This is a genomic window from Halomonas nitroreducens, assembly GCF_003966155.1.
Taxonomy (GTDB): Bacteria; Pseudomonadota; Gammaproteobacteria; order Pseudomonadales; family Halomonadaceae; genus Halomonas; species Halomonas nitroreducens.
On sequence record NZ_RXNS01000017.1, the window covers coordinates 83,965 to 97,865 of the forward strand.

At 67.1% G+C, this 13,901-nt stretch carries 15 protein-coding genes; 7 read left to right on the plus strand and 8 right to left on the minus strand.

Annotated elements, in window-relative coordinates; all coding sequences use genetic code 11:
- Positions 1-308: 308 nt before the first annotated feature.
- From EKG36_RS16475 to EKG36_RS16485, 3 genes are read right to left on the minus strand one after another with little or no spacing between them, the layout of a single operon-like run.
- Positions 309-1,835, minus strand: a complete 1,527-nt coding sequence (locus tag EKG36_RS16475; RefSeq protein WP_126486073.1) for a tripartite tricarboxylate transporter permease — start codon at positions 1,833-1,835, stop codon at positions 309-311.
- Entirely contained in the window at positions 1,835-2,287 is a 453-nt protein-coding gene (locus EKG36_RS16480; protein WP_126486075.1) for a tripartite tricarboxylate transporter TctB family protein, read from the minus strand. Before EKG36_RS16480 ends, EKG36_RS16475 begins: the two co-directional genes overlap by 1 nt.
- A complete protein-coding gene (locus tag EKG36_RS16485) occupies positions 2,287-3,273 on the minus strand; it encodes a Bug family tripartite tricarboxylate transporter substrate binding protein (protein WP_126486077.1) in 987 nt (328 codons plus the stop codon). The genes EKG36_RS16480 and EKG36_RS16485 overlap by 1 nt, the downstream gene beginning before the upstream one ends.
- 197 nt (positions 3,274-3,470) lie before the next feature.
- Here EKG36_RS16485 and EKG36_RS16490 point away from each other — a divergent pair, with 197 nt between their 5' ends.
- The 4 genes from EKG36_RS16490 to EKG36_RS16505 are packed head-to-tail and all read left to right on the plus strand — an operon-like array spanning position 3,471 to position 7,187.
- Positions 3,471-4,079, plus strand: coding sequence for a helix-turn-helix domain-containing protein (locus EKG36_RS16490; RefSeq protein ID WP_126486079.1), 609 nt, complete (start codon positions 3,471-3,473; stop codon positions 4,077-4,079).
- A complete protein-coding gene (locus EKG36_RS16495) occupies positions 4,076-4,738 on the plus strand; it encodes a response regulator transcription factor (protein WP_126486081.1) in 663 nt (220 codons plus the stop codon). The genes EKG36_RS16490 and EKG36_RS16495 overlap by 4 nt, the downstream gene beginning before the upstream one ends.
- Positions 4,735-6,108: a sensor histidine kinase gene (locus EKG36_RS16500; RefSeq protein ID WP_126486083.1), complete on the plus strand. Its 1,374-nt coding sequence runs from the start codon at positions 4,735-4,737 to the stop codon at positions 6,106-6,108. Before EKG36_RS16495 ends, EKG36_RS16500 begins: the two co-directional genes overlap by 4 nt.
- Positions 6,105-7,187: an ABC transporter substrate-binding protein gene (locus EKG36_RS16505; RefSeq protein ID WP_126486085.1), complete on the plus strand. Its 1,083-nt coding sequence runs from the start codon at positions 6,105-6,107 to the stop codon at positions 7,185-7,187. Before EKG36_RS16500 ends, EKG36_RS16505 begins: the two co-directional genes overlap by 4 nt.
- Positions 7,188-7,218: 31 nt before the next feature.
- Here EKG36_RS16505 and EKG36_RS16510 read toward each other — a convergent pair whose 3' ends face one another.
- The 5 genes from EKG36_RS16510 to EKG36_RS16530 all read right to left on the minus strand — a co-directional run bounded on the left by EKG36_RS16510 (position 7,219) and on the right by EKG36_RS16530 (position 12,061).
- Positions 7,219-7,641: a septal ring lytic transglycosylase RlpA family protein gene (locus EKG36_RS16510; RefSeq protein ID WP_126486087.1), complete on the minus strand. Its 423-nt coding sequence runs from the start codon at positions 7,639-7,641 to the stop codon at positions 7,219-7,221.
- A 48-nt stretch (positions 7,642-7,689) separates the two neighbouring features.
- Complete coding sequence (gene cobA, locus EKG36_RS16515; RefSeq protein WP_126486089.1) at positions 7,690-8,565, minus strand: uroporphyrinogen-III C-methyltransferase; 876 nt, start codon at positions 8,563-8,565, stop codon at positions 7,690-7,692.
- A 201-nt stretch (positions 8,566-8,766) separates the two neighbouring features.
- Positions 8,767-10,227, minus strand: a complete 1,461-nt coding sequence (locus EKG36_RS16520) for a sodium-dependent transporter (protein ID WP_126486091.1) — start codon at positions 10,225-10,227, stop codon at positions 8,767-8,769.
- A gap of 175 nt (positions 10,228-10,402) precedes the next feature.
- Positions 10,403-11,506 carry a 4-hydroxyphenylpyruvate dioxygenase gene (hppD, locus tag EKG36_RS16525; protein ID WP_126486093.1) on the minus strand — a complete coding sequence of 368 codons (1,104 nt, stop codon included), beginning with the start codon at positions 11,504-11,506 and terminating at the stop codon, positions 10,403-10,405.
- Between the two features lie 249 nt (positions 11,507-11,755).
- Entirely contained in the window at positions 11,756-12,061 is a 306-nt protein-coding gene (locus EKG36_RS16530; RefSeq protein ID WP_126486095.1) for an MTH1187 family thiamine-binding protein, read from the minus strand.
- Positions 12,062-12,191: 130 nt separating this feature from the next.
- On the opposite strand from EKG36_RS16530, the gene cfa reads away from it, so the two are divergent.
- From cfa to EKG36_RS16545, 3 genes are all read left to right on the plus strand, one after another.
- Positions 12,192-13,343: a cyclopropane fatty acyl phospholipid synthase gene (gene cfa / locus EKG36_RS16535; protein ID WP_126486097.1), complete on the plus strand. Its 1,152-nt coding sequence runs from the start codon at positions 12,192-12,194 to the stop codon at positions 13,341-13,343.
- Positions 13,344-13,346: 3 nt separating this feature from the next.
- A complete protein-coding gene (locus EKG36_RS16540; RefSeq protein ID WP_281274434.1) occupies positions 13,347-13,592 on the plus strand; it encodes a class I SAM-dependent methyltransferase in 246 nt (81 codons plus the stop codon).
- 63 nt (positions 13,593-13,655) lie between these two features.
- Positions 13,656-13,844, plus strand: coding sequence for a class I SAM-dependent methyltransferase (locus EKG36_RS16545; protein ID WP_246007542.1), 189 nt, complete (start codon positions 13,656-13,658; stop codon positions 13,842-13,844).
- Positions 13,845-13,901: the final 57 nt, after the last annotated feature.

A 13,901-nucleotide genomic window follows, 5' to 3' on the forward strand; every position in this document is an offset into this window, starting at 1 on the left:
TGTTATCGAGGGGCAAGGGTGCGGTGACGCCGGCACCGTGCCCACCAAACCAGCGCAAGGGACGTGCCAGAATGCAACGTCCACTAACGACCCCTTGTATTTCAGCGCCTTGGAAATCGCCGGCCCAAAGCTTGCCGCGGGTCGATGGTGATGTGTGGTGCAGGATGACACCCGACATCGAACCAGGGCGGTGCCGGTGGCCGAGGACCTGCCCCCCTGTAGGGCAGGCCCAGGTCGACCACCCCAGACAGCAGAAGGGGCGCCGGTATGGCCGGCGCCCCTCATGGCACTGCAGGGAAATCAGGCGATCAGTCGCCCTCGGGCCCGCCCGTGCCGGTGGACACCTGCATGCGGCGACGCAGCAGCGGGCCGACGATATAGGGCAGGATCAGCCCCAGGCCGGCAAAGACCCAGAGCCCCAGGGCCAGGCCGCTGTCCCAGAGGATGGTCCAGTCGCCATCGGAGATATCCATGGCGTGGCGCAGGTTCTTCTCCATCTCCGGCCCCAGCAGCAGGCCGAGGATCACCGGCACCAGCGGAATCTCCAGCTTGCGCAGCACATAGCCGGCCACGCCGAAGGCCACCATGAAGTAGAGGTCGAAGGTGGTGTTGCTGATCGAGTAGATGCCCACGAAGGCGATCATGGTGACGATCGGCAGCAGGTACATCGGCGGCACCGAGAGCAGCTTGACGAAGATCCCCACCAGCGGGATGTTCAGCACCAGCAGCAGGAAATTGCCGATCAGCAGGGCCGCGATCACGCCCCAGACGATGTCGGCGTTCTGGGTGAACATCAGCGGCCCGGGGGTGATGTTCAGCGAGATCAGCAGCGCCAGCAGCACGGCGGTGGTGCCGCTCCCGGGGACGCCAAGCGTCAGCATGGGGACCAGAGCGCCGCTGGAGGCGCCGTTGTTGCCGGCCTCGGGACCGGCCACGCCGCGCGGATCCCCCTTGCCGAAGTAGCCCTTGCTGCCGACGACCTTCTTCTCGAGGGTATAGCCGATGAAGCTGCCCAGTGACGCCCCCGCCCCGGGCAGCACGCCGGCGATGAAGCCCAGCACACCGCCGCGGATGCTCGACGGCATGATGGCGCGGATATCCTTCCACGAGAGCGTGAGCTTGTTGACGCTCATCTTCTGCTTGCCGCCCCCGGCCTTCTCCTCGATGAAGAACAGCAGCTCGGAGATGGCGAACAGGCCGACGATGGCGATGATGAAGTCGACGCCCTCGTAGAGCTCGAGCACGCCGAAGGTGTAGCGCTGCACCCCGGTATTGTCGATGCCCACGGTGGCGATCATCAGCCCGATGCAGGCCGCCACCACCGTCTTCATGGGGTTCTTGCCGGTGATGCCGCCGAGGGTGGCGAAGGCCAGCAGGAACAAGGCGAAGTACTCGGCCGGGCCGAAGGTCAGGGCGAAGTCGGCGAGGATCGGCGCCAGCAGGATCAGCCCGATCGTGGCGATCAGGCTGCCCATGAAGGAGGCCACGGCGGAGATCGCCAGGGCCTCGGCGGCCTTGCCCTGCTGGGCCATGGGATAGCCGTCCAGGCAGGTCATCATGGCCGGCTCGTCGCCGGGGATGTTGAGCAGAATGGAGGAGATCCGCCCGCCGTACATGGCGCCCGCATAGACCGCGGTGAGCATGATCAGCGCCGTCTCCGGCGCCAGCCCGAGGGTGAAGGCCAACGGGATCAGGATGGCCACGCCGTTGGCCGGCCCGAGGCCCGGCAAGGCGCCGATCAGGGTGCCGAGGAAGGCCCCCAGCAGGGCGAACATCAGGTTGTGCGGCGCCAGGGCGACGCCGAACCCGTCGATCAGGTAACCCAGCGTTTCCATCAGCTCACCTCCAGGAAGGACAGCAGGCCCAGCGGCAGCGAGAGGTCCAGGGCGAAATTGAAGATCAGGAACACCACGATGCCCGCCACGGCGCCGGTCAGGTAGGCCTTGACCGGGGTGGCGCCCATGCGCCAGCACAGGGTGCCCACCGCGAGCAGGGTGCTGAGGATGAAGCCCAGCGGCTGCAGCAGCATGGTGTAGAACACCAGCACCACCACGGCGATGATCAGCTCGACGCCGGTACGGCTCCAGGGCCAGGCATTGTCGGGGTCGGGGCGCACGATCAGGTAGAGGCTGGATAGCGCCAGCACCACCGTCAGCAGGCGTGGAAAGGTCTCGGGACCGACGGATTCGGCCCCGCCGAACGGCTCGGGGAACAGGGTGGTGCCCCAGCCGTACGCGACGGCCAGGGCGATCATCAGGACCCCGAAGATGCGGTCGTTGAAGGTCATTACTGGATCAGCCCGATGTCTTTCGAGAGTTGCTCGATGTCAGTGATCTGGTTGGCGACGAACTCCTCGAACTCGCCGGCGGTCATGTGGAATGGCATCAGGCCATTGTTTTCCATGACATCCTTCCACTCCTGGCTCTGGTAGATGGTGTCCATGGCGTCGATCCAGTACTGCTTGGCGTCGTCGGAGATGTCGGCGGGCATGTAAAAGCCGCGCCAGTTCGGCCCGATGGCGTCGATGCCCTGCTCGCGCGCGGTGGGGATGTCACTGAAATCGCCGGGCAGGCGTTCCTCCGCGAGCACCGCGAGGACTTTGAGATCTCCCGACGCCATAAAGCCCTGGGCTTCAGTGATGTCGCCGGTGAAAGCGTCCACATGGCCGCCGACCACCTGGGTCATGGCCTCGCCGCCGTTGTTGTACGACAGGTAGGGAATCCGCGGCAGGTTCTCGACGCCGGCCTTCTGAGCGGCGATCAGCACCTTGAGGTGATCCCAGCCGCCCTTGGCACTGCCGCCGGCGAACTTGACGCTGCGCGGATCCTCCTTGAGGGCATCCATCAGCTCCGGCAGGTCGTCATAGTCCGACTCCGCGGCCACCGCGATGACGCCGTAGTCGGCCCCCAGCGCACCGATCCAGTTGACCATGTCGGCAGTCATGCCCGGGAACTGGCCCTGGGCCAGGCGGGTGGTGGTCGCGGTGGACGCGGCGACCAGCAGCTGGTCATCACCGGCGCGCTTGCTCACGGTGTGGGCGAAGGCCACGCCACCGCCGGCACCGGCCATGTTGACGGTCTGCACGCTGCCCGGCACCAGGTCGAGCTCCTCCAGCACATTGCCCACGCTGCGGCAGGTGAAATCCCAGCCGCCGCCCGGGTCGGCGGGCGCCAGGCATTCGACCTTGCCCTCGGGTTCGAAGGCCATGGCGGACCCGGCGCTAACGGTGAAGGCGGCGACGGCGAAGAGCTTGAGCGGCGTTCTCATGGACATTGTTGTGGTCCCCTGATGTGGGTGGATCGAATTGGGTCTTGTAGGAGGCTGACGCCTGGCTTACAATTCTGTAAGGCAGAACTTCGTTCCTCAGGATAGAAAGCTAGGCGTCCCCCCAGAGCGGGTCAACGCCTGGCGGGGCATTTGCGACCAAAGTTGCATCGGCATCGCGCCCGCACCATGACGGGAGGAAAGGCATGGCACAGGATCGCGTCGAGGCCGTGGAGCGGGCCCTGACGGTACTCGAGACCTTCGACTCGCCCCAGGAGGCCTTCACCCTGGCCGAGCTGGCCGAGGTCACCGGGTTCTACAAGAGCACCCTGCTTCGGTTACTGGGATCGCTCTCGCGCTACGACTATGTCCAGCGTGGCAGCGACGGGCGCTGGCGGCTCGGCCACAGCCCGGTGCGTCTGGCACGCCGCCATGCCCCGACCCGCCACCTGGCAGCGCGGGTCCAGCCGCAGCTGGACCGCCTGGCGGCCGATATCGGCGAGACCGCGGCCCTGCTCGAGGCGCACCCCGGCGAAGTCGAATGTCGCCTGGTGGCGCTACCCAGCGCGGCCCTGCGCCACGACCTGCATCCCGGCAGCCGCTGGTCGACCCGCCGGGAAGACGACCCACGCCCCGCCCTACCCGGTGGCCACATGGAATGCCTCGCCCTGTCCACTGGCCCCGGCGAACCGCGCCTCTGGCTGTCGCTGTCAGGTCCTGCCGGCCGTCACCCGGCCGGGGCATGGCGCCAGGCCCTGGAGGCGGCGCGCGGGCGCCTGGAAACGCCGCCGATGGAACAGGAGACGAGCCCATGAGGTTGCTGCTGGTGGAAGATGATCGACTGCTGGCCGAGACGCTTCTCGATGCCCTGCGCCTCGAGGGACACGCCGTCGACCACCTGGCGGATGGCGATGCGGCCCGGGATCGGCTGGCCAAGCCCGTCCCGGGCCTGTCGCTGGTGCTACTGGACCTCAACCTGCCCGGCTGCGGAGGGCTGGAAGTGCTGTCGGCCCTGCGCGCCCATGATCGTGACACCCCGGTGCTGATCCTCACCGCTCGCGGCGCCATCGAGGACCGGGTGCGCGGGCTGGACCTGGGGGCCGACGACTACCTGGCGAAACCCTTTGCCCTGGACGAGCTCGAGGCCCGGGTGCGGGCGCTGCTGCGCCGCCGCGAGCGTGGTCAGCTGCTGCAGGTCGGCCCCCTGAGCTTCGATGGCCTGGCCCAGCGCTTTACCCTCGATGATGCGCCCCTCGCGCTGCCGCCCCGGGAACAGCGGCTGCTGGCCTGCCTGATGCGCCACGCCGGCGAGCCAGTGGACAAGGCACGCCTCGCCGAGGAGGCCTTTCAGGACCAGCCCATGGGAGACAATGCCATCGAGGTCTACGTCCATCGCCTGCGCAAGCGCCTGACCGATACCGGGGTGGCCCTGCGCACGGTACGCGGGCTGGGGTACCTGCTGGAGGCCACGTGATCCGCCGTGACAGCCTCTACCGGCGGCTGCTGACCTGGCTGCTGCTGCCCCTGCTGGCCCTGGGCGGGCTGATGGTGCTGCAGGCCTGGGTGGAGGCCCGCCGCACGGCCGACCGCGCCTATGACCGACTGCTCGAGGCCGCCACCCTGGCGATCGCCGAGCAGGTGCAATGGCAGGAACAGCGCCTGTGGCTCGACCTGCCTCCCGCTGCTCTGGAGATGCTGGCCACCGACGCCGAGGAGCGGGTCTTCTATGCCCTCTATGATGCCCAGGGCGACTTCGTCACCGGCAACGCCGAGCTGCCCGCCGATCCCCGCCAGGTCGGCGAGCGCGGCGATACCCTGCTCTACCGCGACATCGACTGGCACGGCCTGGCGGTGCGGCAGGGTATTCGCCGGGCGCGGCTGGAGGACTGGCGACAGCGTGAGCGCTTCGAGGTGCGGGTTGCCCATACCCGCGAGGGTCGCGAGCGGCTGGCCGCCGAGCTGCTGCGGGGCAACCTGGCCTACATCCTCACCATGGCAGCGTTGGCGGTGGGGATCCTGCTGTTGGCGATTCGTGCCGCCCTGGCCCCCCTCACCCGGTTGCGCCGTGCCATCCGCGCCCGCGACCCGCGCACCCTGTCCCCCCTGGAGCTGAGCCTGCCCAGGGAGCTCGCCGAGCTGCGCGAGACCCTGAACGATCTGCTGGCGCGCATGCGCCGGGTACGCGCCAACCAGGAACGCTTCATCGGCGACGCCTCCCACCAGCTGCGCACCCCCCTGGCGGGCCTGTCGGCGCGGGCCGAGCTGGCCCTGCGCCAGGACGACCCGGCCCGCTGGCGGGAGGCCCTCGAGGCCATGCACGCTACCAGCGTGCGCACCTCGCGCCTGGCGATCCAGCTGCTGTCGCTGACTCGCCTCGACAATCCCGAATACCGTCCCGAGCTGGCCTCGCTGGACCTCAACGCCCTGGCCCGCCAGGCCGTCAGGACCCATTGGCATGCCTGCCACCGGGACGGGATCGACCTCGGTGTCGAGACCGCGCCGGCGCCGGTGCGCATCAGGGGACTCGACTGGCAGCTGGAGGAGGCGCTGGGCAACCTGATCGACAACGCCAGGCGCTATGGCGCCCGACACGTCACCGTGCGCACCCACGCCTCGCCGCCGGCCCTGGAAGTGGAAGACGACGGGCCCGGCATCTCCCCCGGGCGCCGCCTGCTGATGCTGCGTCCCTTCCATCGCGGCAGCGAGGACTCCGACGGCTCCGGACTGGGGCTGGCCATCGTCGACGGCATCGCCCGCACCCATGGCGCCCGCCTGACCCTCGAGGACGCCAGCGGCGGCCACGGGCTGCGGGTCGTGCTGCGCTTCCCGGGAGACACGCCATGAGGTCAGGTTTCGCTACCCTGCTGCTGCTGTGGCTGTGTGCGGCTCCCCTCGCCATGGCGGAGGAGCGCCTGCACTATCCGGCGGCCCCTGTCGCCGGTCAGGCCACGGGGCAGCTGGTGATCCACGGTGCCCTGGACCTGGTGCATATTCGCCCCTTGCTGGAGCGCTTCCATCGGCAACACCCCGGCATCGAGCTTACGTACCGCAACCTGGGCACCCTGCCGCTGTATGAGCGCTTCCTGGCCACACCCGACGAGGTCGACGTGCTGATCTCCTCGGCCATGCCCTGGCAATACCGACTGGCCAACGATGGTCACGCCCAGCCCCTCGGCTCGGCGGCGGCCGCGGCCTGGCCGGACTGGGCCCGCTGGCGCCAGGAGCTGTTCGCCTTCACCTTCGAGCCGGTCGTGATGGTGGTCCGCCGCGAGCTGATCGAGCGTTTCGGCCGCCCGCAGAGTCATGCCGACCTGCTCGCCCTGCTCCAGCGCCATGGGACGGCGCTGGCGGGCCGGGTGGTGACCTATGACCCGTCGCGCAGTGGGGCCGGCTACACCTATGCCATCGAGGAATCGCGGCTGTCGCCCCGCTACTGGGATCTGGTGGCCGCCTTCGGCCAGACACGGGCCCAGCTGGTGGATACCACCGGCGAGATGCTGGCAGGGCTTGCAGAGGGACGCTACTGGCTGGGCTATAACCTGCTGGGCAGCTATGCCCGGCGGGTCGTGGCGCAGGACCCGGCGCTCGAGATGGTGATTCCCGACGACTATGCCCTGGTCACCCAGCGCCTGGCGCTGATGCCGCGCCAGGCGCCTCACCCGAGGAGCGCCCGACGCTTCCTGGACTTCCTGATCGGCCTGGAGGGCCAGCGGGTGATCGCCGAGCAGACCGCACTCGGCGCGGTCCACCCGGAACTCGAGGGCCAGGGAACCGCGGACCGCCTGCGCGCGACCCATGGGGAGGCCCTGCGGCCCCTGGCGCTGGGCCCGGGGTTGCTGGCGACCCTGGATGACCTCAAGCGACAGGCCTTGCTGGCGCGCTGGCGGCGGGAGTTCTCGCGGGACAGCGCGGCAGGCGACTGACTCGTCGACCCGCCCGCTGGGCAGGGCGCCGTCAGCGTACGTAACTGAGCTGGACGGGGGCGGTCCCGCGGCCGAGCATGCCGAGGGCACGGGCGGCCCGCTTGGAGAGGTCGATCACCCGGCCACTGACGAAGGGGCCACGGTCGATGATCTCGACCTCGACCTGGCGGCCGGTATCGCGCCGGGTCACCAGGACCTTGGTGCCGAAGGGCAGAGTGCGGTGGGCGGCGGTAAGGGCCTGCTGGTCGAAGGGCTCGCCGCTGGCCGTGGTGCGGCCCTGAAAGCGATCGCTGTAGAAGGAGGCGACGCCCTTCTGGATCGCGACATCGTCGCCGCTGGATTGATGGGCCAGCGAATCCCCTGCACAGCCGCTCAACAGCAGCAGGGACAGCCCGAGACACGCCAGACGCCACCCATGGGGACGAGTCGAGCTCGCCTTGCGGGAATCCACCATTCGTCACCTCACAACGACTTGTACGCCGATGTCGATCTCCCCGCGACTTCAGGCGCCTTGAGACGTGTCAGACGGCGTCGGGTGCTTTCCCTGCAACCAACCCAGGCTGCCGGCACGATCGTTGTCGAACCAGGCCAGCGTGTCATGCAACGTCACCACGGTGCCGACGATAATAAGTGTCGGCGGCCGAATAGTACCCAGCTCGATGGCCGGGGGCAAGCTCGCCAGGCTCCCCACATGCACCCGCTGGCGGGCGGTGGTGCCCTGCTCGATCAGGGCGAGGGGCGTATCGGCGGCCAGGCCATGAGCCTTGAGCTGCTCGGCGATGATCGCCAGGCTGCCGAGCCCCATGTAGAACACCAGGGTCTGCCCCGAGCTCGCCAGGGCCGCCCAGTCGAGGTCGCAGCCGCCATCGCGCAGATGACCGGTGATGAAGCGCACCGACTGGGCATGATCCCGATGGGTGAGGGGAATGCCGGCATAGGCCGCGCATCCCGAGGCCGCGGTGATGCCCGGCACAACCTCGACCTCGACGCCTGCGGCCACCAGCGTCTCGAGCTCCTCCCCGCCACGCCCGAAGATGAAGGGATCGCCGCCCTTGAGGCGCACTACCCGCTTGCCGGCACTCGCCCAATCGACCAGCGCCTGGTTGATGCCCTCCTGGGGCACGCTGTGGTCCGAGCGCGCCTTGCCCACGTAGAGCTTCCAGGCCGCAGGATTGGCCAGGGCAAGGATCTCGTCGCTGACCAGGCGATCGTGGAGGATCACCTCGGCGGCCTGGAGACGCCGCAAGGCCTTCACGGTCAGCAGTTCCGGATCCCCCGGCCCGGCGCCGACCAGGCTGACCCGGCCCGGCGCCAGCTCGGAGACCGCCGCGGGCAGCCGCAGGGTGTCGGGCCCCGGGGAATCACTTGCGCCACTCATATTCCATATTTCCAAGGTCAATGGGATTTAATATGCGATAAAGTAATTAATTTGCCGCCGGATTGCCACTAATGACTCTGCGCAAGCATATAACCGCTCCATCGACCCCACCCCTGATGCGCATGGCTCTCCCCCTACCCTGCCAACGACATCGCCCCCGCAAAAGCGGGGGCGATGTCGTTGGCCGTTGGCAATATCGGTTCAGGCGCCGAAGGCGCGCTTGAGCCGCGGGCTCGCCAGTTCGCCGACCAGGGTGATCACCACCAGCGCCAGCAGCAGCCAGGGCCAGTGGCTCCCGAACTGCAGCTTGGCGATCCCCAGCGCATCGACGAAGATCACCAGGATCCCCAGCGGGCTGACATAGCGGACCATGAACAGCCACAGGCCATGCACGACCGGCGACAGGCCGAGTTCCTCGCGCAGGCTCTCGCTCTTGAGCACAAAACCCGCCAGCAGCACCATGCCCAGGCCGCCGAGCGGCATCATCCAGCGGGAGGTGAGGTAGTCCAGCCAGCCGAAGAAGTGCTTGCCAGCCAGGGTCCACTCGGCTCCCACATTGAACGAGAGCATGGCCAGGGTGCTGATCACCCACAGCAGGATGCCGGTGCCCCAGGAGGCGGTGCGCCGTGAGATGCCCTTGTTATCGGTGAGCCAGGACACGGTGGCCTCGACCATGGAGATCGACGAGGTCAGCGCCGCCATGGACAGCATCACGAAGAACAGGATGCCGAACAGGGTACCCAACGGCATCGCCTGGAAGGCCAGCGGCAGACTCATGAAGATCAGGCCCGGGCCGCTGCCAGGCTCCATGCCGTTGGCGAAGATCACCGGGAAGATCGCCAGGCCGGCCATCAGGGCCACCAGGGTATCGGCCACCGCCACGGTGAGGGTCGTGCGGCCGATGGAGGCGTTGCGTGGCAGGTAGCTGCCGTAGGTCAGGATAGCGCCGGAGGCCAGCGACAAGGTGAAGAAGGCATGGCCCATGGCCGCCAGCATGCCTTCGCTGGACAGGCTGCCGGCATTGAAGGCGAACAGGAAGTGCAGTGCCTCGCCGAAGCCGCCGGAGAGGGCGCCGTAGGCGATCATGATCACCAGCATGACGACCATCCCGGGCATCATCCAGCTGACACTCTTCTCGATGCCGCCCTGCACGCCCTTGCCGACGATGACCATGGTGGCGACGGTCACCAGGGTGCTCCAGAAGCCCAGGTTGAACGGGCTCTCGTTGTTGGCGCCGAAGATCGCTGCCATGTCGTCGACACTGGAGCCGGCCAGGCCCCCGGTAAGCATCTTCCACAGGTAGGAGAACGACCAACCGGCCACGACCACGTAGAAACACAGGATCATGAAGCCGCAGAGCATGGCCATCCAGCCCAGCAGCGACCACAGCGAGGTCCCGCCGGACTCGCTGGTCACGCGGCGGATGGCGTCGATGGGACTGCCGCGGCCGCGACGGCCCAAGGCGATCTCGGTCATCATCACCGGCACGCCGATCGCCAGGATGCAGGCCAGATAGACCAGCACAAAGGCACCGCCGCCATATTCGCCGGTCATGTAGGGGAACTTCCAGACGTTGCCCAGGCCCACTGCGGAGCCGGTCGCCGCCAGAACGAAGCCCCAGCGGCCAAGCCACTGGGTACGGTTTTGCGCGTCGTTTGTCATGTCACACCAGGGATCACGGAACTGTTGTTGTCACCCGCCACGAGGCATGGAGCCAGCCAGGGCTCCCATTGTGACGGATTTTATCGTGAATGGGCAGGGAGACGGGGGATTGTTCTGGCTATCATCGCCCTGCCCATCGATCCCGGCAGGTCTGCCGGGATCGACGAGGAGTGGATCAGTCGTCGGCGTTGAGCACGCCGCGACGGATCTGGTCTTCCTCGATGGATTCGAACAGGGCCTTGAAGTTGCCCTCGCCGAAGCCGTCGTTGCCCTTGCGCTGGATGATCTCGAAGAAGATCGGCCCGATGACCGTCTCGGTGAAGATCTGCAGCAGCACCCCCTGGTCCGGGCCGCCATCCACCAGCAGGTTCAGCTCGCGCAGGTCTTCGCGGTTCTCCTCGTGATTGGGCACCCGCTCGTCGACCTTCTCGTAATAGGTGTCCGGCGTGGTCAGGAAGGTGATGCCATTGGCCTTCAGGTCGCGCACCGTGGCGTAGATGTCATCGGTGGCCATGGCCAGGTGCTGGATGCCCTCGCCGTTGTACTCGCGCAGGAATTCGGCAATCTGCGAGTTGTCGTCGGCGGACTCGTTGATGGGGATATGCATCTTGCCACAGGGCGCGGTCATGGCGCGGGAGTGAAGCCCGGTCTTCTTGCCGGCGATGTCGAAGTAGCGAATCTCGCGGAAGTTGGCCACGCGAGTGTAGAAATCCGCCCAGACGTCCATCTGGCCGCGATCGACGTTGTGGGTCAGGTGGTCGAGCACCTCGAGGCCCACGCTGTGGTCCTGGGGCGTGCGTCCGGGGATCGCCACGAAGTCGATGTCGTAGATGGTGCGCCCCTCGCCGTCGACCTTGTGGTCGACGAAGTACAGCAGCGAGCCCCCGATGCCCTTGACGGCGGGAATGCCCACCTCGCCCTTGCCCACCGGGGTCTCTACCGGCTTGGCGCCGCAGGCCACGGCATGCTCGTAGGCCTGCTTGGCATCGGCCACCTTCCATGCCATGGCACAGGCGCTGGGACCATGGACACGGGCAAACTCGGCGGCGTGGCTGTTCGGTTCGGCATTGAGCACGAAGTTGATGCCCTCCTGCTGGAACAGGGTGACGGCCTTGGAGCGATGCTTGCGGGTCTCGGTGAAGCCCAACTTGAGAAACAGCTGGCGCAGGGCCTCGATGCCCTCCTCGGTCGGGGCGGTGTACTCGACGAACTCGAAGCCATCGGTGCCGATGGGGTTGGCGGTGCTGACGGTCTGGCTCGTCTTGGCAGGGGCGTTCATGAAGACCTCCGGGTCGTTTGTGGTTGTCGTCTCCGGGCTCATCGGCCCTTGGATGCCACCAGACTAGTGCCCTCCCGCCCCCGCCGGAATGGCCGTCTTCCGCCTGCCCGGCGCCGCGACGCAGGCTGCCGGCCCCCTTTCGTCAAGCAAGCGTTACACCCCCGTCGATGCCATGACTGGTGTCGCCGGCACGGCAAGTTTTCCTGACATAGCGTCAGGTAAACGTTACAGCTCTACATCCGCCCCGCGTCACCTCGAGCGCAGCAGCGCCTCGACGCTCGTCACCTTGTCGTCCATATGCTGCTCCCGGTCGGTGCGGGTTCCCAGTTTCAGGGTAGTGGTGATGCGCGGCGCGCCCATGTCGTGCACCACCTCGTGACATCGCTTGACCACGGCCATCACCTCATCCCAGGGCCCCTCGATATTGGTGCCGTAGGCGTGCATGCAGTGCTCGAGACCCGATTCCCGGATGACCTCCTGACAGGCCGCCACCTGGGCAGACACCGAGACACCGACGCCCAGCGGCACCACGCAAAGATCACAGATGACGTGCATAACACCTTCTCCTCGTTGAAGCGGACGGCGGCATATGAATGCGCGCCTTAATCAGTCGTCTATGATGATGGGAAACGCGATTACATCGCCAGTATCCGGCATCCAGCCACTGCGGGACCAGGAGGACTCCATGACCAGTGACTCACGCCTCGGCCCTGTCGCCCTGCCCGATACCCGGGCCCGTCACGTTGTCGAGAAACTGCTGAACGGCTCCGGCGTAAGCCTCAACGGCGATGCTCCCCAGGACATCCGCGTCTATCATCCCGACTTCTTCTCCCGCATTCTCCACCAGGGCACCCTGGGGCTCGGCGAGTCCTACATGGACGGCTGGTGGGACTGTGAGCGCCTCGACCAGATGGCGAACCTGATGTTGCGCCATGGCCTCGGCGAACATTCCCAGAGCCCCTCCGAGCGACTCATGTATCGGCTGCAGTCCGGGTTCTTCAACCTGCAGAGCCGGGCCCGGGCCTACATCGTCGGCGAGGCCCACTATGACCTCGGCAACGACCTCTTCCGGCGCATGCTGGATGACACCATGTGCTACTCCTGCGGCTACTGGAAGGCCGCGGACGGCCTCCACGAGGCCCAGAAGGCCAAGCTAGAGCTGGCCTGTCGCAAGCTCGACCTGAAACCGGGCATGCATGTGCTGGATATCGGCTGCGGCTGGGGAAGCCTGGCCGAGCATGCCGCAAGGCATCATGGCGTACATGTCACCGGCATCACCATCTCCCGGGAGCAGGCCGAGCTCGCCCGAAAGCGCTGCGAAGGCCTGCCCGTGGAGATTCTGCTGGAGGACTATCGCGACCTGGAGGGGCGCTTCGACCGTATCGTCTCCATCGGGATGTTCGAGCATGTCGGCCACCGCAACTATGAAACCTACTTCGAGACGGTCCGCCGTCTGCTGCCGCCGGAAGGACTCTTCCTGCTGCACACCATCGGCTCCAACAACTCCGACATCAGTGCCGACCCCTGGATCAACCGCTATATCTTCCCCAACGGCGTGCTGCCTTCGGTCATGCACATCGCCAAGGCCAGTGAACGCCACCTGCTAATGGAGGACTGGCAGAACTTCGGTGCTGACTACGATCACACCCTGATGGCCTGGCTCGAGAACTTCGATGCCCACTGGCACGAGATCGCCGATCGCTACAACGAACGGACCCGGCGCATGTTCCGCTACTACCTGTCCGTGTGTGCCGGCGCCTTCCGTGCCCGCAACCTGCAGCTATGGCAGGTCGTCTACTCGCTGGGACGCCCGGGACGCTACGACGCGCCCCGCTGAGTACTGCCTGGATCGGGGGACTGGCGCTGTCGATACCCCCGCGCCGACTATGATCACCCCCTGATGGCCTGGCGCGAGACCTTCGATGCCCACTGGCACGAGATCGCCAATCGCGACAACGAACGGACCCGGCGCATGTTCCGCTACTACCGGTCCGTGTGTGCCGGTGCCTTGCGTGCCCGCAACCTGCAGCTATGGCAGGTCGTCTACTCGCTGGGACGCCCGGGACGCTACGACGCGCCCCGCTGAGTCCTGCCTGGATGGTGGGGGGACTGGCGCTGTCGATACCCCCGCGCTCACTATGATCACACCCTGAGGGCCTGGCGCGAGACCTTCGATGCTCACTGGCACGAGATTGCCGATCGCGACAACGCACGGACCCGGCGCATGTTCCGCTACTACCGGTGCGTGTGTGCCGGCGCCTTCCGTGCCCGCAGCCTGCAGCTATGGCAGGTCGTCTACTCGCTGGGACGCCCGGGACGCTACGACGCGCCCCGCTGAGTCCTGCCTGGATGGTGGGGGGACTGGCACTGTCGATACCCCCGCGCCGACTACGAT